Genomic DNA, 21,284 nt, shown 5'->3' with positions numbered 1-21,284 from the left:
CTCGCCCTCATGACCGGCGGCGATCACCATCACGGGGGGAATCAAGCGCCCGCAAATGCCTCGCCATTTGGCACCCCGGGGGTCTTACGGAGCCGGCCGCAAAGCCGACGGGACCAGCAAATACTGCGATTTCAAGCGGGCAAGCCCTGCTGCAACAGAGGCTTTACCGTCCCTGTTAAAGTTTCGCGGGAGGTGCCATTTGGTTCTTTGCAAGGCCGAAAGGCTTTGTTATACGCTGCCCGCTCGCGAACGGAAGTTCGCCTATTCCTCGGTAGCTCAGCGGTAGAGCATTCGACTGTTAATCGAATGGTCGCTGGTTCGAATCCAGCCCGGGGAGCCAGTTCTGGCCCCATCGACACATCACCATCGACCATCGCTAGCGCGCGGCAATTGCGACGATGAAGAGCGCGACCGACAGCGTGCAGGCGATCGTGCGCACGTGATTCCAGAAGGTCCAGTCGGACAGATAGCGCACCCAGACCGGCGCCGCGGCGCTGCTCGCCGGGTCGAGCGCGGCGAGCTGGTTGTTCAGCGGCACGTTGAAGATCACAGTCACTACGAACATCCCGACGACATAGAGAACGCCGCCGCAGATCGCCGCGATCGCGCCGGGCTCCTGCCACCGCACGCAAGCCAGCGCCGCCAGCACCGCGCATGCCAACGTCGTGCCGAAGAACAACGGCATGAACAGCGAGCGGACGATGTCGACATTGATCGCGTTCATCGCCGAGATCCCGGCGGCCTGCCCGATCCGGCCGAGCGCGGTCATGATGAAGGCCGAGAACGCGAAATAGAGCCCGGCAAGCAGGCCGCAGCCGATCGCGGCAAACCACAGCAGCGCGGACATCAGGAGCTGGCGCATGCTTCCTCCGAATGCGAGAGTTGCTCGTATTTATAAAATGCGATAATCTCTCGCATTAGAGACGTCAATCGGAGAGCGCGATGGCGAGACGAAAGGCCGCGGGGCCGCTTGCTGCGCCGCCCCCGGGCGCGCCGCCCGCATCGGGGCTGGCGCGGCTTGCACCGATGCAGCGGCGCAGCCGCGAGCGCTTCGAGCGCATCCTCGCCTGCGCCGCCGAGATCATCGCCGAGAAGGGCAGCGAGGCGTTCCGCATGAGCGACGTGGTCGAGCGCAGCGGCATCGCCTTCGGCTCGCTCTACCAATACTTTCCCGACAAGGCGGCGATCGTCGGCACGCTGGCCGAACGCTACAACGCAGTGGGGCGCGGCTGCGTCGCGCGCGACCTCGCCACGATGAAGACGATGCGCGACCTGCACCCTGCCCTGTGCCGCATCACCGACAGCTACTACGAGATGTTCATGCGCGAGCCCGTGATGCGCGACATCTGGCAGGCGACCCAGGCCGACCGCGCGCTGCAGCGGCTCGACGCCGAGGACACCGCCTTCCTCGCCGGGCTGCTCGCGGACGCCGTCAGGCGGGTTGCGCCGGACCTGCCGGCCGCGGCGCTCGCGACCTTCGCCGCGCTGACCATGACGCTGATCGCGGCCGCCGTGCGCCACGCGATCACGCTGCCGCCGATGCAGGCGCGGCGTTCGCTCGACCAGTTCAAGGCGATGCTGCCGCACGACCTTGCCAAGCTGACCTGAGCGGACGATTGCGGACACGCCGCGCCGCTCTCGTTGTCACGTCTCCCTAAAATTCCTGCGATATTTAACGGTTAGGAATACTGGCGAGATTGCGAGTGGGTTTTTCGTAGATTGTGATCTGCTTCACATTTGGTGCGACCGCGCCGACCTAGGTTCCGCGGGAGGTATCAGCCGTTTATTAACCAAGCCGGGCGCCATCGTTCTTTTCATAAAATTCGAACGATTCGCTCAATCCGGACCGAAGACCGTTTTGCGACCATGGCGCTCTCGAACCTCGGAGAGCGCAATGAGCGAAGTCGAATTTGAACTGGTGCTGGACGCCGTGCGAACGGCGGTCGCGCCCATTGCCCAGGAGGATTTCTTGGCCCAGCCGTCGCCCCGTATCCAGCCGCCGCCGCGGGCTGCCAACGACAATACGGCGCCCTGGCCGCTGATTCCGTTTCCTGAAGGCTGGTATGCCGCATGCTGAAGCGGCGTCTCATCGAATGGCCGTAAGCGCTTGATGAGATGAATGGAGGCCACGACCAGAATTGAACTGGTGTACACGGTTTTGCAGACCGTTGCGTAACCACTCCGCCACGTGGCCCCAATGACGGGCGATTGATATAGCCCTCCAAGCGCTTAGGCAACCTTCCTCGCGCCGAAAATTGTTTAGTTCTGAAACTGCGGAGTCGTGGCACTTCTGAAACCTGTGTGCCCGGTCTGTTCTCAATTGCGCTGGGACCACACCCAAGCCCCCGTCCGATGCCGCTCCGGCAGCGACTAAAGGCGCTTACGAAGGAGCCGTCGCGTGCCCGCGCGATGACGACAATCCTCCCGCAACAATCGGACGAGAAGCGCGCCGCCGGCGAGACGTTCACGCTGGACGACTGCCCGCTGGCGGCATGACAGAGCTCGAGGAAGCCGAGCTGACCGACGGCCAGGGCCGAGCCCTGTCCGGCCACCGATCGAAGGCCTATAAAGGCGATGCGAAGCAGACAGAGAAGCGGGCTCTGGCAGCGACGAAGAAGCGTTACGCGCACAGGGTGGCGATGCAGGAGATCGAGGCGTAAGCGCCGGCCGGACCGCCGGCCAACCGAAGACAGTTGTGACGCAAGCGACAAACCGTCATATGTAAGTACCCGCCCACATTGCAGAGCCTTAGTTATGCTATTTCAGATTAAACATTATTGCCCTGATCCAAAATGCGGAAACTACGTCGACTTTTCTGCCTCTCAAATTGGCGAAGTAGTTAAGCGGGAGCCGGATCCGAGCGAACCCGCAAGATGGCGCAACGTTTCCGGGACAGTGCTAGCTCAGAAAGGAGCCCTCGACAGTGTCGAGGGGTGCGCGCTGTCGCGCTGCCCGCTCTGTGGTGAGCCACTCTTAATCATCTTCCGGACGCTCCGGCATTTCTTGAACGAAGCCCTTCAAGTGTCGCGCCATCCGCAGAACTCGCACTTTAGGCTGATGGCCAACGACAACATCTTGATTGTGAGAACCTACCCACAGAGCCGAGAGCCGATTGCCCATCCAACATGGCCCGAGGAGATCCGAGAACCATTCGTCGATGCGCAGAAGATGCTCTCCGAAAACAAAACACCGAGCTTCATCATCGGCGGTTGCCGCGCGGTTCTCGACGTTGCGACCAAAAAGCTGGGTGGGAACAGCGCCAATTTGGCTGGCCGTATTAGTGAGCTTGCCCAAAAAGGCATCATCACCGGCGGCCTGCGGGAATGGGCTGACAAGCTCCGGCTCGACGGGAACAATGCCCTGCACGAGCTCAAAGGTGACCGAGATGGTGCCATTCAGCTCGTCGAGTTTATTAGGGTTTTCTTACACGTGGCATTCGAATTGCCAGCCGCGATCCGGGAAAAGTCCCCGCCCGATCAGAATTCTGAAACTGGCGAATAATCCAGCAGGATCAACAGGGCTAAATCCGGTTCCTTTCCGGAACCGCACGTTGTTTTCGCTGGCAAACCCGTCTGCTTTGCCAGACCGTTGCGTAACGACTCCGCCACGTGGGGGAGCCTAGGCAACTCCTCTCACGCAGTTTGCCGCCGGGTTCCGAAACTCGCAACCATTGCCCTTCCGAAACCCGCTTCGCCTCAGCCACATCCGGCCGCGTCGACCCGTCCGATTGTCGGGTCCGGGACAGGGTGATAAGCCCCCTCACACTCGACAGGAAACGGCGCCGATCATTGCCGGCGCCCCTCTTCCGGGCAGTGGATGGCGCGCAGTCGATTAGGATTTCTCGACGGTCTTCGCGGCTGGGGCGCGGTCAGCGTGGTGGTCTATCACGCCTTCGCCAGTGGCCTCGCGCCGGCACCCGGCTTCGAGCAGTTGCGCTACTTCGTGCTCCTGAACGGCTTTTTCGCGGTGCAGGTGTTCTTCCTCGTCTCGGGCTTCGCGCTCTCGTTCCGCTATTTGGCCGACGGCAATCTGGCAAAGCTGGCCGAGATCGCCGCCGGCCGCTATGTCCGGCTCGCGATCCCCATTCTGGCGGCCTGCGCCGTGGTGCACGTCGCGATGCTGGCGGGCTGGTTTTCGGGCGATCGGTTGCCGAAGTTCGCGCCGTTCCTGACGTTCGATCCGACGATCACGCATCTATTGAAGTTCGGACTGTTCGACGTCTTCTTCGACTACATCCCCGCCGAGAGCTATATCGGGCCGCTCTGGACGATGCGGCCGGAACTGCTCGGCTCCTACCTGCTGCTCGGTTCGGTCGTGGCGTTCAGGCCGGTACCGTTTCGCATCGTGCTGTTCTGCGCCATAGCCGCGGCACTGTTTTGGTCAGCCACCACGATCGGCCCCTACCTCGCGATGTTCATGATCGGCGCGGTCCTCGCCGACTGCTTCAATCGCGGCTGGCTGGACCACCTGCCCAGCCGCCTCGCTTTGGTGCTGATCGTGTTCGGAGTCTGCGCCGTTGCCTTGCCGATCGACATGGACAAGTGCCTGATCATCGGGGCGGTTCCGTTCATGGTCGGGTGCATCGCGCACCCCACCGTACGGAGCTGGCTGGAAAGCCCGCTGTCGCGCCGGCTCGGTGAGCTTTCGTTTCCGCTCTATCTGATCCATGGACCGGTCAACAACATCATCGGCGAGCCGCTGATGCGGAGCGCGAGCAGTCTGGCCTGGAAGATATCGATCGACCTGCTGATCATCGCGCTCGCGTTTCTCGCGGCCATCGCCTTCAAGCCGATCAATGACCGTGCGATCAGATGGTCACACACTTTCGCCCTGTGGGTGCTGCGGCCGTTTGCGCAAAGACCCAAGGCGGCGCAGCCGCTCGATTGAGACGGCCTGCCAATCAGCTAACGCCTGCGCCGGCGAAAATCCCGCTTTTTCGGCTTCGGCGCCAGTTCGGGCATTTTGGCCTGCACCTCGCGGAAGCGCGCCAGCATCCGCTCGAAACTGTCGTTCAGGGTCGCCGCGATATCCGGCCGCTTCTGCAGGCCGGCCAGCATCACCGCCGCCGCCTCGATGGTGGACAGGCCGTCGCGGCGCGGTTCGCGGCGCAGCTGGCCGTAGCGCGAGGGCCGCTTCGGGCCGAGGATGACGCGCTGGCACTTCAGCATCCACGGATTGCGCCACCACAGCGCCTTGGCCTGGCTCCAGGTGCCGTCGAGCAGCACGATGCCCTCGATGCGGCCGAGGATGCTGCGCTGGCTCGGCTCGAGTTCGCCCTTGCGGTTGATGGCGACGATCTCGGCGTCGGTGTCGAGGTCCTCGACCTTGGCCGAGCCGAGATACAGCACGGCCCAGCGCGACGGGTCGGCCACCGGCCGACCGAGCGCCTTGGCAAGGCCGGGCCAGGACAGGCCGATCCGGACCACCGCGTTCTCGAAGTGCTGCGCCGTCAGCCGCGCGGTACCGAGCGCCCTGTCCTGCTCCTGCGGATGCAGCAGGATCAGCAGCTGGACGCGGCTTTCGATCGGCGTGACGCTGTCGCAGATGCAGAGCGGCACTGGCTTGCCGCAATGCGGGCAGTCAGCCACGACATCGGGGGCTTCAAGAGGATTCGACATTCAACGGCTATACGCCGTGAATGGCCAAATCAGCAACACAAACACGAGGCCGGCCTCGCTCGGGCCTTTTCGCTAAACGGGCGGATCGGGCGCAATGATCAGAGCCTCGGGGTTGAAGCGAAGCGATAGCCGGTCCCCGGAGATCTCATAAGTATCGTGCATGTTGGCCTTTTCGCCGTTCGGAAGACGCAACGTGTCGTCGCGCCTGACCGGGTCCTCGCGTATCCAGCCGTCGAATTCGGACAAGCCGTCGTGGCCCTCACGGAAATAGGTGACCAGTCGCCTGAACAATTTGGGCCACATCACCAGGGTTTGGACATCATCGAGCGAGGCGATCGTAGCCGAATTTCCAACCCCGACGCTTTCGCTGCCGAACATTCCACCACCATTACCCCTGGCCTGCGCGATGATGGCACGCAAACGCTCAATCAGAGCGATCGGCATCGTGTCATAGGGTTCGACATAGGCGAGGCCCGAGCGGACCAGAATGGCGTTCACGCTGTCGTTGAGGCGCGCATCGTCGACAAAGAACGGCTGTCCATCTTCCGCCGGAGCTACGCCGACATAGACCAGTCCGAGCAAGCGGCCGTTGGACTCGATGCCATTGGCGAGCACGTATCCCGGCAAGGGGTCGACGTCGACCGACGACACGATGTTCGGCTCGTCGCCGAAGAATTTGACATGAGTGTAGCCGAGCAGCGCGAGATTCTTGTCGCGGGCGCCGAAGGCGAACGTGTCGGCCTGATGAGCCCCGTCAAAGTGCGTTTCCAGCGTATCGATGCCTTCGTAGCGAACGTTGATGCCATTCGACCTGATGTCCGGCGGCCGTGCGGAAAAGCGCGGCAACGAGGCGAGGAGCTGGAGGCTGGCCGGCTCGAAGCGAATGGTGTCGCCGTCCGGCTGCGGCCCTCGCCGCGGATCGTCGGCGCGATGAATACGAAACTGACCGCGGAGAACCGTATACCGTGCGTTGGCCATCATAGCCTCCTTCAGCAATACGACATCGAGTTGGCGGAGCGCGCTCGGCGCATCGCCGGCAACTGAGCCTAGCATCCTGACTGCAACCTAAAGTGTGAAGACGACAACAATTCGCCCCTGCCACGTCGGACCGCAGCGAGGCGCGGCACGATCGACAAGCCGTTCTGGTGCTTGCCGAAAATCGCGTTTCCTCCGCTCCGATGCGGGGTGCGGCATTTTGCCGGGCATCGACGAGCGATTTTCGGAATGGAGCTTCGGATTACTCCGCGGGCGCGGGTACGGCCGACGGCGCGGAGCGCCGCCGCAGCCGGTCGATCAACAGGTAGATCACCGGCGTCGTGTACAGCGTCAGGATCTGCGACACGAACAGGCCGCCGATGATGGTGATGCCGAGCGGCCGACGCAGCTCCGTGCCGGGGCCGGTGGCGATCACCAGCGGAATGCCGGCGAACAGCGCCGCCATCGTCGTCATCAGGATCGGACGGAAACGCGCCCGGCAGGCCTCGAAGATCGCATCGCGCGACGACAGGCCCTGATGGCGCTCGGCCTCGAGCGCGAAGTCGACCATCATGATGCCGTTCTTCTTGACGATGCCTATCAACAGGATGATGCCGACGAAGGCAATCACCGTCAGCGGCGTGTTGGTGACCTGCAGCGCCAGCAGCGCGCCGAGGCCGGCCGACGGCAGGGTCGAGATGATCGTGATCGGATGCGCCAGGCTCTCATAGAGCACGCCGAGCACGATATACATCGCGACCAGCGCGCCGAGGATCAACAGCGGCTGCCGCCCGCTGGTCTTGTTGAAATCGCCGGCATTGCCGTCGAAGCTACCGCGAATGCCCTCCGGCATATGCAGCTCGTTGACCGCCTGCTGGATGTTCGTGGTCGCGACCTCCAGCGGCACGTCGGGCAACAAATTGAACGACACCGTGGTCGAGGGGAAGCCGCCGGAGTGGTAGACCGCGAGCGGCGACAGGCCGCGCTGGTAGTGCACCACGGCCGACAGTGGCACCTGGGCGTCGCCGGCGCCGGCAACGTAGATGCGCTCGAGGTTCGACGGATCGCTCTGGAATTTCGGATCGATCTCCAGCACCACCATGTACTGGTTGCGCTGGGTGTAGACGATCGAGATCTGCCGCTGCGCGAACGCGTTGTTGAGCGCGTTGTCGATGTCCTGGACGCGGACGCCGAGGCTGGAGGCGGTCTTGCGATCGATCACGAGGTTGAGCTGCAGGCCGCCCGGATCGCGGTCCGAGGAGACGTCGGTGATGCCCTCGACGGTCTCCATCCGCTTGGCGACGATCGGCGCCCATTTCTGCAACAGCTCGAGATCGGTCGAGGCCAGCGTGTACTGGTAGTCGGAATCGCTCTGCCGGCCGCCGGTGCGGATGTCCTGCGCCGCGAACATGAACAGGCGGATGCCCGGCACCATGAACAGGTTGCGGCGCAGCCGGTCGATCACCTGCGCGGTCGACAGCCCGCCGCGCTCCTCCGGCGGCTTCAGGCTGATGAACATGGTGCCGCGGTTCGAGGTCGCCCCGCCCGGCCCGCCGCCGGAGCCGACCGACGAGCCGATGCCGGCGACCGCGGGATCGGCCATCACGATGTCGGCCAGCCGCTGCTGCAGTCCGAGCATCGCCTGGAACGAGATGTCCGCCGAGGCGCGCGTCGAGCCGATGACGAAGCCGCTGTCGTCGGTCGGGAAATAGCCCTTCGGCGTCTTGATGTAGAGCGTCACCGTCAGCGCGATGGTGGCGAAGAACACGATCAGGGTGAGGAACGGATAGCCGAGCACGATCCGCAGCGTCGCGGTGTAGAACGCGACGATCCGCGACAGCGTGCCCTCGATGGCGCGGTCATACCAGGTGGCATGCTCCGAGGTCGCTTCCTTGATGTAATGCGCGCAGATCATCGGCGTGATCGTCAGCGACACCACGGTCGAGACTGCGATCGCAAACACCAGTGTCAGCGAGAATTCGCGCAGCAGCCGACCGACCACGCCGTCCATGAAGATCAACGGCGTGAACGCCGCGATCAGCGACAGCGAGATCGACAGCACGGTGAAGCCGATCTGCTTGGCGCCTTCGACCGCAGCGGGATACGGCGCCATGCCCTGCTCGAGATTGCGGTACATGTTCTCGATCATCACGATGGCGTCGTCGACCACGAAGCCGACCGAGATCGCCAGCGCCATCAGCGACAGATTGTCGATCGAGAAGCCGGCCAGCCACATCCCGGCGCAGGTGCCGGCCAGCGCCAGCGGCACCGAAACGCCGGCCGCAATGGTCGGCACCATCCGGCGCAAGAACACGAACACCACCACCATGACCAGCACCACGGTCGCCAGCAGCGTGAACTGCATGTCCTCGACGCTGGCGCGGATGGTGCCGGTGCGGTCGACCAGGGTCGAGATCTCGACGCCGGCCGGGATCCATTTCTTCAGCTCCGGGATCAGGGCGCGGACGCGATCGACGGTGTCGATGACGTTGGCATCGCCCTGCTTGGTGATCTGCATCAGCACCGCCGGCTGCTTGTTGAACCAGGCGATCGAGCGCGAATTGCGCACGGAATCCTCGACCTCGGCGACGTCGGCGAGGCGGACGTAATTGCCGTTCGAACTCTTGATGATGATGTCGCGGAACTCGGCCGCGGTGCGCATCTGCTTGTTGATCGACAGCGTCTCGCTCTGCCGGCCGCCGTTGAAGATGCCGACCGGCCCGAGCGGATTGGCGTTGATGATGGCGAGCCGCACGTCGTCGGTCGCGATCCCGGCATTGGCCAGCGACACCGGGTTGAGCGCGATCCGCACCGCCGGCTGATCGGCGCCGGAGACGGTCACCTCGCCCACCCCCGGCACCTGCGAGATGCGCTGTGCCAGCACGGTGTCGGCGACGTCGTACATCGCGCTGGTCGAGATCGTCTTCGAGGTCAGCGCCAGCACGAACACCGGCGCTGCGGCCGGATTGGCCTTGCGGAACTTGGGCAGCGACGGCAGGTCGCTCGGCAGGTCGGCCAGCGAGGCGTTGATCGCGGCCTGCACGTCGCGCGCGGCGCGGTCGATGTCGCGGCCGATCGAGAACTGCACCTGGATGCTGGTGGTGCCGAGCGAGCTCGTCGAGGTGATCTGATCGACGCCTGAGATGGTGCCGAGCTTGCGCTCCAGCGGCGCGGCGACGGTCGCGGCCATCACGGACGGATCGGCGCCGGGCCGGCTCGCCGAGACGCGGATGGTCGGGAAATCGACGTTCGGAACCGACGACACCGGCAGGAACTGGTAGGCCACCGCCCCGATCAGGAACAGTCCGATCGCAAGCAGCGTGGTGCCGACCGGCCTGCGGATGAACGGCTCCGAGATCGACATCACTGCATGCCCTCGGTCGCCCCCGGAATCGGCGGGCCCCGCGGACCGGCTTCCGGCACCGCCTGTTCGATCCGGCGGTTGAGCCGGTCGAGCGCGAGGTAGATCACCGGCGTCGTGTAGAGCGTCAGCAGCTGGCTGAGCAGCAGGCCGCCGATGATCGAGATGCCGAGCGGAAAGCGCAGCTCGGCGCCGGTGCCGCTTTCGATCGCGAGCGGCAGCGCGCCGAACAGCGCCGCCAGCGTCGTCATCATGATCGGACGGAAGCGCAGCAGGCAGGCCTGCACGATCGCATCATAGGACGACATGCCCTTGTGGCGCTCGGCCTCCAGCGCGAAGTCGATCATCATGATCGCGTTCTTCTTGACGATGCCCATCAAGAGGATGATGCCGATCAGACCGATCACCGAGAGGTCCTGCCCGCACAGCATCAGTGCGAGGATCGCACCGACGCCGGCCGAGGGCAGCGTGGAGAGAATGGTGATCGGGTGGATGTAGCTCTCGTAGAGCACCCCGAGCACGATGTAGATCGTGACGATCGCGGCCAGGATCAGCCAAGGCTGCCCCGCGAGCGAGCGGGCGAATTCGGCGGCATCGCCGGAATAGATGCCGGCGATGCTGCCGGGCATGCCGATCCGGGTTTCGATCCGCTTCACCGCCTCGACCGCGTCGCCCAGCGCCTCGCCCGGCGCCAAATTGAAGCTGAGCGAAGCCGACGGAAACTGGGCCTGGTGCGAGATCGCGAGCGGCGCGGTGGTCCGCGTCAGCGTCGCCACCGCCGACAGCGGCACCTGTCCGGCCGGGCTGCCGGCGGTTGCCGCGACACCCGGGACGTACAACTTCGACAGGATCGAGGGATCGCGCTGATACATCGGCAGCGCTTCCAGCACGACGCGGTACTGGTTGGCCTGGCCGTAGATGGTCGAGATCTGCCGCTGCGCGAAGGCATCGTTCAGCGTGTCGTTGATGACCTGCAGGCTGACGCCGAGCTGGCCGGCGCGCTGGCGGTCGATGTTGAGCGCCGCGCGCAGGCCGCCCTCTTGCGCCTCCGACGAGACGTCTCGGAAGATCGGATCGCGGCGCATCTCGGCGACCAGCTTCTGCGCCCATTGCGCGACCTCGGCGGCGTCGGTGCCGGTCAGCGTGTACTGGTATTGCGAACGGCTCGACTGCGTCGAGATCTGCACGTCCTGCACCGGCTGGAAATAGACGGTCATGCCGGGAACGCCAGCCACCTTCTGCTTGAGGCGCTCGACAACCTTGGCAACGCCATCGGGCCGCTCGTCGAGCGCCTTCAGCGTCATCACGAGGCGCCCAACATTGGTCGTCGGGTTGACCGAGCCCGAGCCGATCACCGACACCACGCCGACCACGTCGGGATCGGCCTTGATGATGTTGGAGACCTCGGTCTGCCGCCGCTGCATCTCGGCGAACGACACGTCGGGGCCGGCCTCGGTTACCGCCGTGATCGAGGAAGTATCCTGCAGGGGCAGAAAGCCCTTTGGCGCGAGCACATACATCACCAGCGTCAGCGCGATGGTCGCGAAGGTCACGAACAGCGTCGCCCGCTGGCGTTGCAACACCCAGAGCAGCGTACGGTGGTAGACCGCCACCATCCAGTCGATGAAGCGGCTGATCGCGGCGAGGCCGGGGATCGCGACTTCCTCGTGGATGTTCTTGAGCAGCCGCGAGCACATCATCGGCGTCAGCGTCAGCGAGACGATCGCCGAGGTCACGACCGCGATCGTCAGCGTCAGCGCGAATTCGCGGAACATGCGCCCGACCAAGCCGGACATGAACAGCAACGGGATGAACACCGCGATCAGCGACACCGTCAGCGAGATCACGGTGAAGCCGATTTCGCTGGCGCCCTTCAGCGAGGCCTCCATCACCGTCTCGCCCTCTTCCATGTGGCGGACGATGTTCTCGATCATGACGATGGCGTCGTCGACCACGAATCCGGTTCCGATGGTCAGCGCCATCAGGGACAGGTTGTCGAGGCTGAAGCCGGCGAAATACATCACGCCGAAGCTGGTGATCAGTGACAGCGGCAGCGCGACGCCGGCGATCAGGGTCGCGCGAAGCGACCGCAGGAACAGCAGCACCACCAGCGTCACCAGCACGACGCTGAGCACCAGCGTGAACTGCACGTCGTGCACCGATGCGCGGATCGTCACGGTGCGGTCGGAGACGATGGTCAGGTTGACGCCGGCCGGAACCGCGCGCTGCATCCGCGGGATTTCGTTGCGGATCTGCTTGACCACGTCGATGACATTGGCGCCCGGCTGGCGCTGGATGTCGATGATGACCGCCGGCGTGCCGTTGTACCAGCCGCCGGTACGGTCGTTCTCCAGCCCGTCGATGATCTGGGCGACGTCGCCGATCGTGACCGGCGAGCCGTTGCGATAGGCGATGATAATCGGTCTGTAGGCGTCGGCCGCGGCGATCTGGTCGTTGGCGGAGATGGTATAGGATTGCTGGGCACCGTCGAGCGAGCCCTTCGGCCCCGACACGTTGGCGCCCGCGATCGCGTTGCGCAGATCCTCCATCGAGATGCCGTAGGCGGCGAGCCGGGCGAGATCGGCCTGCACCCGCACCGCCGGCTTCAGGCCGCCGAGGATCGAGACCCGCCCGACGCCGGAAATCTGCGCCAGCCGCTGCCCCAGCAATGTGTCGGCGAGGTCGCTCATCGCCCGCAGCGAGATCGTCTCCGAGGTCAGCGCCAGCGTCATGACCGGCGCGTCGGCCGGGTTCACCTTGTTGTAGACCGGCGGGTACGGCAGCGTCTTCGGCAGGATGCCGGCGGCGGCGTTGATCGCGGCCTGGACGTCCTGGGTGGCGCCGTCGATGTCGCGGTTGAGGTCGAACTGCAGCGAGATCTGGCTGACGCCGAACGAGCTCGTCGAGTTCATCGACGACAGCGACGGGATCTGGCCGAGCTGCCGCTCCAGCGGCGCCGTGATCAGCGACGCAATGACGTCGGGGCTGGCGCCCGGCAATTGCGTCGTCACTTGAACAGTTGGGAAATCGACCTGCGGCAGCGCCGAGACCGGCAGCGCCCAATAGCCGAGCGCGCCCCCGATCATCAGGGCGATGCCGAGCAGCGAGGTCGCGATCGGCCGGCGGATGAACGGTTCGGAGACGCTCATGGCTGCGTACTCGCAGTCAGATCGATCATTACGGGGCCGGTGGTTGGGTCATGGCTGCTTCGCCGCGCCGCCTGACTGTTCGCCCCCTGCCGCCGGCGCCGGTCCGGTCTGCCCCTTCTGATCGCCTTCGCTGTGCTCGTGGCGGCCGCGATGCTCGCCGTTCTTGCCCTGCCAGTCCTTCTTGCCGTCGCGGCCCTGACCGTCGCCGCCCTGACCACCGCGCTTGCCGTCGGGATTGCGGCTGCGCTTGCGCGGCGCGAGATCGGCGGCCGGCGCGCCGTCGTCCTTGCCGACCACGACCTTGGAGCCATCGGCGAGATTGGCAAAGCCGGTCGTCACGACACGGTCGGATGTGGTGAGCCCGCTCGCGATCACGGCGTCATGCTCGTTCTGCTGCGTCACCGTCACGGGCTTGGCGGTGACGATGTCGCCCTCGCCGATCACATAGCTGAACGTGCCGGCCGGGCCGCGCTGCACGGCCGAGGTCGGCACCACGATGGCCTGCGACAGGGTCTCGACCTTGAGGCGGACATTGACGAACTGGCCCGGCCAGAGCTGGTAGTTGGCGTTGGGGAATTCGGCCTTCAGCTTCAGCGTGCCGGTGGTGGGATCGACCTGGTTGTCGATGCCGGTCAGCTTGCCGGTGTCGATCACGGTGACGCCGTCATTGCCGAATACGTCGACCGCAAGCTGGCCCTTCGCCGCGGCCGCATTGACCCGCATGATCTGCTGCTGCGGCAGGCTGAACCACACCGCGATCGGCTGAAGCTGGGTCAGGATCACGAGCCCGGTCGCATCCGCCGCGTGGATGATGTTGCCCTGGTCGACCTGGCGCAGGCCGGCGCGGCCCGACATCGGCGCGATGATCTTGGTGTAGCCCAGGGTCGCGCCGGCATTGTCGATCGCGGCCTGGTCGGCCTTGATCAGCGCCTCCTGCTGGGCGACCAGCGCGCGCTGCGTGTCAGCCTGCTGCTTGGAGCCGGCGTTGCTCGCCGCAAGCTGTTCATAGCGGGCGAGATCGAGCTTCTGGTTGGCGAGCAGCGCAACGTCCTGCGCCTTCTTGGCCACCGCCTGGTCGTACTGGGCCTGATAGATCGCGGGATCGATCTCGCCGAGCACGTCGTCCTTCTTGACGTCCTGGCCCTCGATGAAATTCACCTTGATCAGCTTGCCGTCGACCTGCGAGCGCACGGTCACCGTGTTGAGCGCCTTCACCGAGCCGACGCCGTCGAGATAAACCGGCACGTCCTGCACGCGCGGCATCGCCGCCAGCACCGGCACCGGCAGGTCGGGCCGGCCGAACGCGCCGCGGCCACCGCCGCCACCCTGCTTGGGCTGGAACGCCATCCAGCCGAGATAGCCGAGCCCGCCGAGGATCACGAGCGTGACGAGCAGCGACACCAGGCGCCCAAGCACGCGCGAGAGCACGCTGCGCCTGGGCGGCGCCTTGCTTTTGTCGTCGTCTTTCGCGTCGGGCTTAAAGAGCATCGACCGGTCTTTCCATCTTCGGTTCCCAGCCGCCCCCCAACGCCTGATACAGGCTCACGATCGCCAGCAGCCGGGCCAGTTGGGCCTGCGAATAGGCATCTTCGGCCTGGAACAGGGTCAGCTGGGTGTTTAGCACAGTTACGATGTCGGCGGTGCCGGCCCGCAGCTGCTGCTCGGCCAGCTGGAACGCGCGGCGCGAGGCCGACAGCACGTCGCGCTGCAGCTGCAGCTTGCGCGTGGTCTCGCGAATCGCGACCAGCGCATTGTCCACGTCGGTGAAGGACTGCACCACGGTCTTGCGATAGGTCTGCAGCAGCTCGTCCTGCCGCGCCTTGGCATTCTCGAAATTGCCGAGGATCCTGCCGCCGTCGAAGATCGGCTGGGTCGCGCTGCCGACCAAGCTGAAGAACGCCGCATGCGGCTGGAACAGCGAGACCAGCGCCTGGCTCTGGTAGCCGCCGTTCCCGGTCAGCTGGATGCTCGGAAAGAACTGCGCCCGCGCGCTGCCGACGTTGGCGGTGGCCGAGGCGAGCTGCGCCTCCTGCCGGCGGATATCCGGGCGCTGGGTCAGCAGCTCCGACGGCAGGCCGGGCGTCACCTTCGGAATTGCGATGGCGTTCAGCGTGCCGCCGGCGATGCGCACGCTCTCCGGCGGCCGCGACACCAGCACCGCCAGGGCGTTGATGTTCTGGTCCAGCGTCTGGCGCAGCGGCGGCACCAGTGCGCGCTGGTTGGCGAGCACGCTCTCCTGCTGCGCGACGTCGAGGTCGGTGCCGGTGCCGGCCTTGAAGCGGTCCTTGATGGCGTTGAGGATGCGCTCGGCGCTGGCGATGTTGCGCTGGGCGGTGCGCAGCCGGTCCTGGGTGGCGAGCACGGTGAAATAGGCATTGGCGACCGTCGTCATCGTGGTCAGCGCCGTCACCTCGCGGTCAAACCGGCTGGCGACCGCGGTCTCCTCGGCAGCCTGCAGCGCGTCGCGGTTCTGGCCCCAGAAGTCGAGCTGATAGCTCGCGCTCAGCGAGGCGCTGTAGTTCACCACCTCGCGGCCGCCATTGGTGAGGCCGCTGGCGCTCGAACCGGAGGTCCGCGAGTAGGTTTCCTGCCCGCCGCCGTTCAGCGCCGGCAGCAGCGCCGCGCCGGCCTGCCGCGCCAGCGCGTCGGCCTGGCGAAACCGCGCCACCGCGGCGGCGATATCGAGGTTGACGGTCTGCGCCTCTTCCATCAGCTGCGTCAGCTCGGTCGAGCGGAAAGCGCGCCACCAGTCGAGCGTCGGCGCCGCGTCACCGGGCTTGCCGAGCCGCGCGGCCTTGTAGCCCTGCGGCACGTCGAGTGCCGGATCGGGGATGTCCTGGGTCAGGATGCAGCCGGCAGAGGTCACGAGCAGCCCAAGCGCGACAAATGACCGTCCCGCCAGCCGCCGCACGCGGACAGCGAGGCCGGGCCGGCCTTGGAGTACCGTCGCGAATGGAGATTGGGTCACACCCGTTCTCCGCCGAGCACAGACCTCGCCCGTGGCGCACGGGCGGCGCGTTCGGCAGTGGTCTGAGAGACGTTCACGGGGCAATACTTCCAATGGAACCGGTTTGTCCCATACTACCCTTGGGACAATGGGGCGGACAGTCCTGCCCGGACTGCATCCACGGTGTTCTCAGACCGCCGGAAACCTCGCCTCAGCCTATTTTTCAAGGCATTTGCGGGTGAACGACGGCCGCAACAGCCGCGTGATTCTTACAAAGATTTCATGGGGATTTCTCGGCCCCTGTTGCGCCGAATCCGCAGCGCAGCAGTCGGCACGATCACGGGGAATCGATCCCGGGAGCGCAGCTCACCGGATTGCGCGCAAACTGGCGCGAAACGCCGATCGGCAGCGCGATCGTGCCAGACAACTTCATCGCCGCAAAACCAGTTTCTCCGCGACATCGGAAATGCGCCCAGCCTCGTCCCGATCGCGCCGAACCCGGCCCTCGCCGCAGTGCAAAAGCCCTTTCCTTTTTCGATCAGCACACTAGGTTCGCAGCACAGGACCCTGCAAGTAAGACTCGGACAGACAAAGAAATTCCCCGACATGACATTCAACAAAGACGTCATCGAAGCGATAGGCAACACGCCGCTGATCAAGCTGAAGCGCGCCTCCGAGCTGACCGGCTGCACCATCCTCGGCAAGGCCGAGTTCATGAACCCCGGCCAGTCGGTCAAGGACCGCGCCGGCAAATGGATGATCCTGGAAGCCGAGAAGCGCGGCGACCTGAAGCCGGGCGGGCTCGTCGTCGAATCGACGGCCGGCAATACCGGCATCGGGCTCGCGGTGGTGGCTAGCGCGCGCGGCTATCGCACCCTGATCGTGATTCCGGAGACGCAGAGCCAGGAAAAGAAGGACATGCTGCGGCTGTGCGGCGCCGAGCTGGTCGAGGCGCCGGCGCTGCCGTTCTCCAACCAGAACAACTACCAGCATCTCGGCCGGCGCCTCGCCGATCAGCTGCGCAAGACCGAGCCGAACGGCGTGCTGTTCGCCGACCAGTGGAACAACCTCGACAATCCCAAGGCGCATTACGAATCGACCGGACCCGAGATCTGGCAACAGACCGGCGGCAAGGTCGACGGCTTCATCTGCTCGGTCGGCACCGGCGGCACGCTCGCCGGCATCAGCCGCTATCTGAAGGAAAAGAACAAGGACATCGTCACCGCCTGCGCCGATCCGCACGGCTTTGCGATGTACAATCTGTTCAAGAACGGCGAGGTCAAATCGACCCCGGGCGATTCGATCACCGAGGGCATCGGCCTCGGACGCAAGACCTCGGTCGTCGAGACCGCGAACGTCGACACCGCGTTCCTCGTCTCAGACGAGGACGCCGTGACCATCATCTATGAGCTCCTGGAGCACGAAGGCCTGTGCCTCGGCGGCTCGACCGGCGTCAACATCGCGGGTGCGATCCAGCTCGCCAAGCAGCTCGGCCCCGGCAAGACCATCGTCACCATCCTCGCGGACTCCGGCAATCGCTATCAGTCCAAGCTGTTCAATCCGGCCTTCATGCGCTCGAAGAACCTGCCGGTGCCGGAATGGCTGGAGAAGCGCAGCAACATCGAGCTGCCCCTCGTTTGAGCCGCGAATCCGTAGGGTGGGCAAAGCGAAGCGTGCCCACCTTCACGAGCACGCCGAGAATGGTGGGCACGTCGCTTTCGCTCCTTTGCCCACTCTACGACATCACCTCAAGATCTGGCTGAGGAACAGCTTCGACCTTGCGTGCTGCGGGTTCGCAAAAAATTCCTGCGGCGTGTTCGACTCGATGATCTGGCCGGCGTCCATGAACACGACGCGGTTGGCGACCTCGCGGGCAAAGCCCATTTCGTGGGTCACCACCAGCATGGTCATGCCTTCCCGGGCGAGATCGACCATGGTGTCGAGCACCTCCTTGACCATTTCCGGGTCGAGCGCCGAGGTCGGCTCGTCGAACAGCATCACCTTCGGGTTCATGGTCAGCGCGCGGGCGATCGCGACGCGCTGCTGCTGGCCGCCCGACATCTGGCCGGGAAACTTGCTGGCCTGATGCGGAATCTTGACCCGCTCGAGGAATTTCATCGCGGTCGCCTCGGCATCCTTCTTGGGGATGTTGCGCACCCAGATCGGCGCCAGCGTGCAATTGTCGAGCACGGTGAGATGCGGAAACAAATTGAAACTCTGGAACACCATGCCGACTTCGCGGCGCACCTCGTCGACGCGGCGCAGGTTCGGGCCGAGCTCGATGCCGTCGACCACGATCTCGCCCTCCTGGAACTCCTCCAGCGCGTTGATGCAGCGGATCAGCGTCGACTTGCCCGAGCCCGAGGGACCGCAGATCACGATGCGCTCACCGCGGCCGACCTCGAGGTTGATATCGCGCAGCACGTGGAAGTCGCCGTACCATTTGTTGAGACCGGAAATCTTGACGATCGGATCTGTGGACATGGTGACCTTGTTCAGTTGCGGCGGTGGGCGTTGAGCCGGTTTTCGACGAACAGCGAATAGCGCGACATGCCAAAGCAGAACACGAAGTAGATCATCCCGGCAAAGGCGAATCCAGTGAACGCGGTGGTCGGGGTCGACCAGGTCGGATCGGAGAACGTCGCGTGCAGTGACCCGAGCAGGTCGAACAGCGCCACGATCGAGACCAAAGACGTATCCTTGAACAGCGCGATGAAGCTGTTGACGAGGCCCGGGATCACGTGCCGGAGCGCCTGCGGCATCACGATCAGCGACGTCGTCTTCCACCAGGACAGGCCGAGCGCGCTCGCCGCCTCGCCCTGCCCGCGCGGGATCGCGGCAAGGCCGCCGCGCACCACCTCGGCCTGATAGGCACCGGCGAACAGCGCGATGCCGATCAGCGCGCGGACCAGGCCGTCGACGTTGAAATTGCCGGGCAGGAACAGCGGCAGCATGTAGGTCGCGAAGAACAGCACCGTGATCAGCGGCACGCCGCGCCAGAACTCGATGAACGCGATCGAGAAGATCCGGATCAGCGGAATGGTCGAGCGGCGGCCGAGCGCCAGCGCGATGCCGATCGGCATCGAGGTGACGATGCCGGTGACCGAGACCACCAGCGTCACCAGGAGGCCGCCCCACAGCCGCGTGTCCACGATCTGCAACCCGCCGCGGTCGAGTCCCATCAGCTTGATCACGGCGGCGATGCCGGCAAAGGTCGCAAGGCTAGCGAGCAGCGCGCGATGCCCGGTGCGCAGGCCGCCGCCGAGGAAGAACAGGATCAGCGAGACGATCACCGTGGTTAGCAGGAAGTCGAACCACAACGGCTGGTTCGACATCTGCAGCTGCTCGCGCAGCCAGGCCAGCGGGAAGATCACCCAGCCGATCAGGCCGCCGATCAAGACAATGAGCTTGCCGATCCCCCAAAGCAAAGGACCAGCGATCACGGAATTCTGGCTGAGATTGACCAGCACGGTCCCGGCATTGACGATGCTGTCGTCGAACAGCTGCAACAGACTCGCGGCCCAGCTGACGCCGAAACCAGCGAGCCCGCCGCCGCGCAGCAGGAAGAATGCGACCACCGGAAAGGCGAAGAAGAACAGGCTCGCATTGACGCCCTTGGCCGGCAGGCGCGGGATCAGCAGCGGCAGCAGGAGCACGACCGCGAGGATGAAGGTCAAATTGACGCGCCAGCGCTCGGCTTCCGGATAGAAGCCGTAGATCAGCTGCGTCAGCTTGGCCTGGATGTAGGGCCAGCAGGCGCCGACCTGGTGCCCGACAGTCTCCGCCAGGCACGCGTTGCGGTCCTTACCGCTCCAGACCGCATCGACCAGCAGGAATTTCAGCGCCGGGATGATGGTGTACCAGAGCAGCAGCAGGCCCAGCACGGTGAGCAGGATGTTGGTCGGCGAATTGAACAGCCGCGTGCGCAGGAAGCCGATCAGGCCGGTGGTCTTCACCGGAGCCGGACGTTCGGGCACGAGGTCCTGCCGGACGAAGGACGACGCGGTGATATCCGTCATGCCCCCAGGCTCCGGTTGATGCGCCAGCCATAGACGCTCATGATCGCGCTGGTGACCAGCGAGATCATCAGATAGACGCCCATCGTGATGGCGATGATCTCGATCGCCTGCCCGGTCTGGCTCAGCGTGGTGCCGGCGAACACCGAGACCAGATCGGGATATCCGATCGCGACCGCCAGCGACGAGTTCTTGGTCAAATTGAGATACTGGTTGGTCAGCGGCGGTACGATCACGCGCATCGCCTGCGGCACCACGATCAGCCGCAAGGTGGCGCCTCGCGACAGGCCGAGCGAGGAGCCGGCTTCCATCTGGCCCTTGTGGACCGACAGGATGCCGGCACGCACGATCTCGGCGATGAAGGCCGCGGTATAGGTCGACAGCGCCACCAGCAGCGCGACCAGTTCCGGAATGACGCGCGCGCCGCCGGCGAAATTGAAGCCCTTCAGCTGCGGCATCTCGAAGGTCAGCGGCAATCCGAACACCAGCATCGTGGCCAGCGGCAAGCCGATGACGAGGCCCAGCACATAGGGCCAGATCCGGATCGCCTGCCCGCGCTGGAACAGCGCCCGGCGGGCATAGCTGCGCAGCACCAGCGCGCCGACGATGCCGATGGCGATCGCGGCCAGGAAAGGATCGAGCCCCGCCTCGCCGATCGGTTTCGGGATCACCAGGCCGCGGTTGGACAGGAAGAACGCGTTGAACAGCGTGATGCTCTGGCGCGGCCCCGGCAGCGCCGCCAGCACCGCGAGGTACCAGAACAACAGCTGGAACAGCAGCGGCAGATTGCGCACGGTCTCGACATAGATCTCGCCGATCCGCGCCAGCAGCCAGTTCGGCGACAGCCGGCAAAGCGCCAGCACGAAGCCGATGATGGTGGCGAGCACGATGCCGATCACCGCGACCAGCAGCGTGTTCAGGAGGCCGACCAGGAACACGCGCGTGTAACTGTCCGATCCCGAATACGGGATCAGGTTCAGGCTGACGTCGAAGCCCGCGGTGTTCTTCAGGAAGCCGAATCCGGAGGCGATCCGCTGCGTCTCCAGATTGGCGCGGGCATTGGCCACGATCTCATAGGCGACCCAGGCCAGCACCGCGGCAAACACGATCTGCACGGCAAGTCCGGTCCAGCCGGACTTGCCGCCGAGCGTCCGCTTCAGGCGGAAGATGAGTTGCGGCGGTGGTTTTCGGGGCTCTGGCGTCATCGCCGCAGTCGCC

At 65.0% G+C, this 21,284-nt stretch carries 16 protein-coding genes and 2 tRNA genes; 7 read left to right on the top strand and 11 right to left on the bottom strand.

The features are described 5' to 3' along the window. The first annotated feature begins 265 nt into the window (after positions 1-265). A tRNA-Asn gene (locus JQ633_RS13145) sits at positions 266-340 on the top strand. Between the two features lie 36 nt (positions 341-376). Here JQ633_RS13145 and JQ633_RS13140 read toward each other — a convergent pair. Further along, entirely contained in the window at positions 377-862 is a 486-nt protein-coding gene (locus JQ633_RS13140; RefSeq protein ID WP_211985431.1) for a DUF1772 domain-containing protein, read from the bottom strand. A gap of 80 nt (positions 863-942) precedes the next feature. On the opposite strand from JQ633_RS13140, the gene JQ633_RS13135 reads away from it, so the two are divergent. Together JQ633_RS13135 and JQ633_RS13130 are read left to right on the top strand one after the other, a co-directional pair. After that, positions 943-1,608 (top strand): TetR/AcrR family transcriptional regulator, encoded by a 666-nt coding sequence (locus JQ633_RS13135; protein WP_211985430.1) that lies wholly within the window; start codon positions 943-945, stop codon positions 1,606-1,608. Between the two features lie 286 nt (positions 1,609-1,894). Continuing rightward, positions 1,895-2,077, top strand: coding sequence for a hypothetical protein (locus tag JQ633_RS13130; RefSeq protein WP_211985429.1), 183 nt, complete (start codon positions 1,895-1,897; stop codon positions 2,075-2,077). A gap of 43 nt (positions 2,078-2,120) precedes the next feature. On the opposite strand, the gene JQ633_RS13125 is transcribed toward JQ633_RS13130, so the two are convergent. Then, a tRNA-Cys gene (locus tag JQ633_RS13125) sits at positions 2,121-2,194 on the bottom strand. Between the two features lie 298 nt (positions 2,195-2,492). Between JQ633_RS13125 and JQ633_RS13120 the strand changes: the two genes are divergently transcribed. The 3 genes from JQ633_RS13120 to JQ633_RS13110 all read left to right on the top strand — a co-directional run bounded on the left by JQ633_RS13120 (position 2,493) and on the right by JQ633_RS13110 (position 4,887). After that, positions 2,493-2,660, top strand: a complete 168-nt coding sequence (locus JQ633_RS13120; RefSeq protein WP_211985428.1) for a hypothetical protein — start codon at positions 2,493-2,495, stop codon at positions 2,658-2,660. A 397-nt stretch (positions 2,661-3,057) separates the two neighbouring features. After that, positions 3,058-3,501: a DUF4145 domain-containing protein gene (locus JQ633_RS13115; protein ID WP_211985427.1), complete on the top strand. Its 444-nt coding sequence runs from the start codon at positions 3,058-3,060 to the stop codon at positions 3,499-3,501. Positions 3,502-3,816: 315 nt separating this feature from the next. Beyond that, positions 3,817-4,887, top strand: coding sequence for an acyltransferase family protein (locus JQ633_RS13110; RefSeq protein WP_211985426.1), 1,071 nt, complete (start codon positions 3,817-3,819; stop codon positions 4,885-4,887). Between the two features lie 17 nt (positions 4,888-4,904). On the opposite strand, the gene JQ633_RS13105 is transcribed toward JQ633_RS13110, so the two are convergent. From JQ633_RS13105 to JQ633_RS13080, 6 genes are all read right to left on the bottom strand, one after another. Continuing rightward, the gene (locus JQ633_RS13105) at positions 4,905-5,618 is read right to left on the bottom strand and encodes a tRNA-uridine aminocarboxypropyltransferase (protein ID WP_211985425.1); all 714 of its coding nucleotides are present in this window, start codon (positions 5,616-5,618) and stop codon (positions 4,905-4,907) included. 72 nt (positions 5,619-5,690) lie between these two features. Beyond that, complete coding sequence (locus tag JQ633_RS13100; RefSeq protein WP_211985424.1) at positions 5,691-6,599, bottom strand: thermonuclease family protein; 909 nt, start codon at positions 6,597-6,599, stop codon at positions 5,691-5,693. Positions 6,600-6,855: 256 nt separating this feature from the next. Beyond that, complete coding sequence (locus tag JQ633_RS13095) at positions 6,856-9,960, bottom strand: efflux RND transporter permease subunit (RefSeq protein ID WP_211985423.1); 3,105 nt, start codon at positions 9,958-9,960, stop codon at positions 6,856-6,858. After that, positions 9,957-13,103 (bottom strand): efflux RND transporter permease subunit, encoded by a 3,147-nt coding sequence (locus JQ633_RS13090; RefSeq protein WP_211985422.1) that lies wholly within the window; start codon positions 13,101-13,103, stop codon positions 9,957-9,959. Before JQ633_RS13090 ends, JQ633_RS13095 begins: the two co-directional genes overlap by 4 nt. Positions 13,104-13,151: 48 nt before the next feature. Further along, the gene (locus tag JQ633_RS13085; RefSeq protein ID WP_211985421.1) at positions 13,152-14,591 is read right to left on the bottom strand and encodes an efflux RND transporter periplasmic adaptor subunit; all 1,440 of its coding nucleotides are present in this window, start codon (positions 14,589-14,591) and stop codon (positions 13,152-13,154) included. After that, positions 14,581-16,014, bottom strand: coding sequence for an efflux transporter outer membrane subunit (locus JQ633_RS13080; RefSeq protein WP_349631560.1), 1,434 nt, complete (start codon positions 16,012-16,014; stop codon positions 14,581-14,583). The genes JQ633_RS13085 and JQ633_RS13080 overlap by 11 nt, the downstream gene beginning before the upstream one ends. Positions 16,015-16,656: 642 nt before the next feature. On the opposite strand from JQ633_RS13080, the gene JQ633_RS13075 reads away from it, so the two are divergent. Continuing rightward, entirely contained in the window at positions 16,657-17,691 is a 1,035-nt protein-coding gene (locus JQ633_RS13075; RefSeq protein ID WP_211985419.1) for a cysteine synthase A, read from the top strand. Between the two features lie 102 nt (positions 17,692-17,793). Here the strand turns inward: JQ633_RS13075 and JQ633_RS13070 are convergent, their stop codons facing one another. From JQ633_RS13070 to JQ633_RS13060, 3 genes are read right to left on the bottom strand one after another with little or no spacing between them, the layout of a single operon-like run. Continuing rightward, entirely contained in the window at positions 17,794-18,534 is a 741-nt protein-coding gene (locus JQ633_RS13070; protein WP_249159231.1) for an amino acid ABC transporter ATP-binding protein, read from the bottom strand. An 11-nt stretch (positions 18,535-18,545) separates the two neighbouring features. Then, on the bottom strand, positions 18,546-20,069 hold the full coding sequence (locus JQ633_RS13065) for an amino acid ABC transporter permease (RefSeq protein WP_211985418.1): 1,524 nt from the start codon (positions 20,067-20,069) through the stop codon (positions 18,546-18,548). Beyond that, positions 20,066-21,271, bottom strand: coding sequence for an amino acid ABC transporter permease (locus tag JQ633_RS13060; RefSeq protein WP_211985417.1), 1,206 nt, complete (start codon positions 21,269-21,271; stop codon positions 20,066-20,068). Before JQ633_RS13060 ends, JQ633_RS13065 begins: the two co-directional genes overlap by 4 nt. Positions 21,272-21,284 lie beyond the last annotated feature (13 nt).

The organism is Bradyrhizobium tropiciagri (assembly GCF_018130505.1).
In the GTDB taxonomy this organism is placed as follows: domain Bacteria; phylum Pseudomonadota; class Alphaproteobacteria; order Rhizobiales; family Xanthobacteraceae; genus Bradyrhizobium; species Bradyrhizobium tropiciagri_B.
This window is presented reverse-complemented; position numbering and strand designations above follow the sequence as displayed.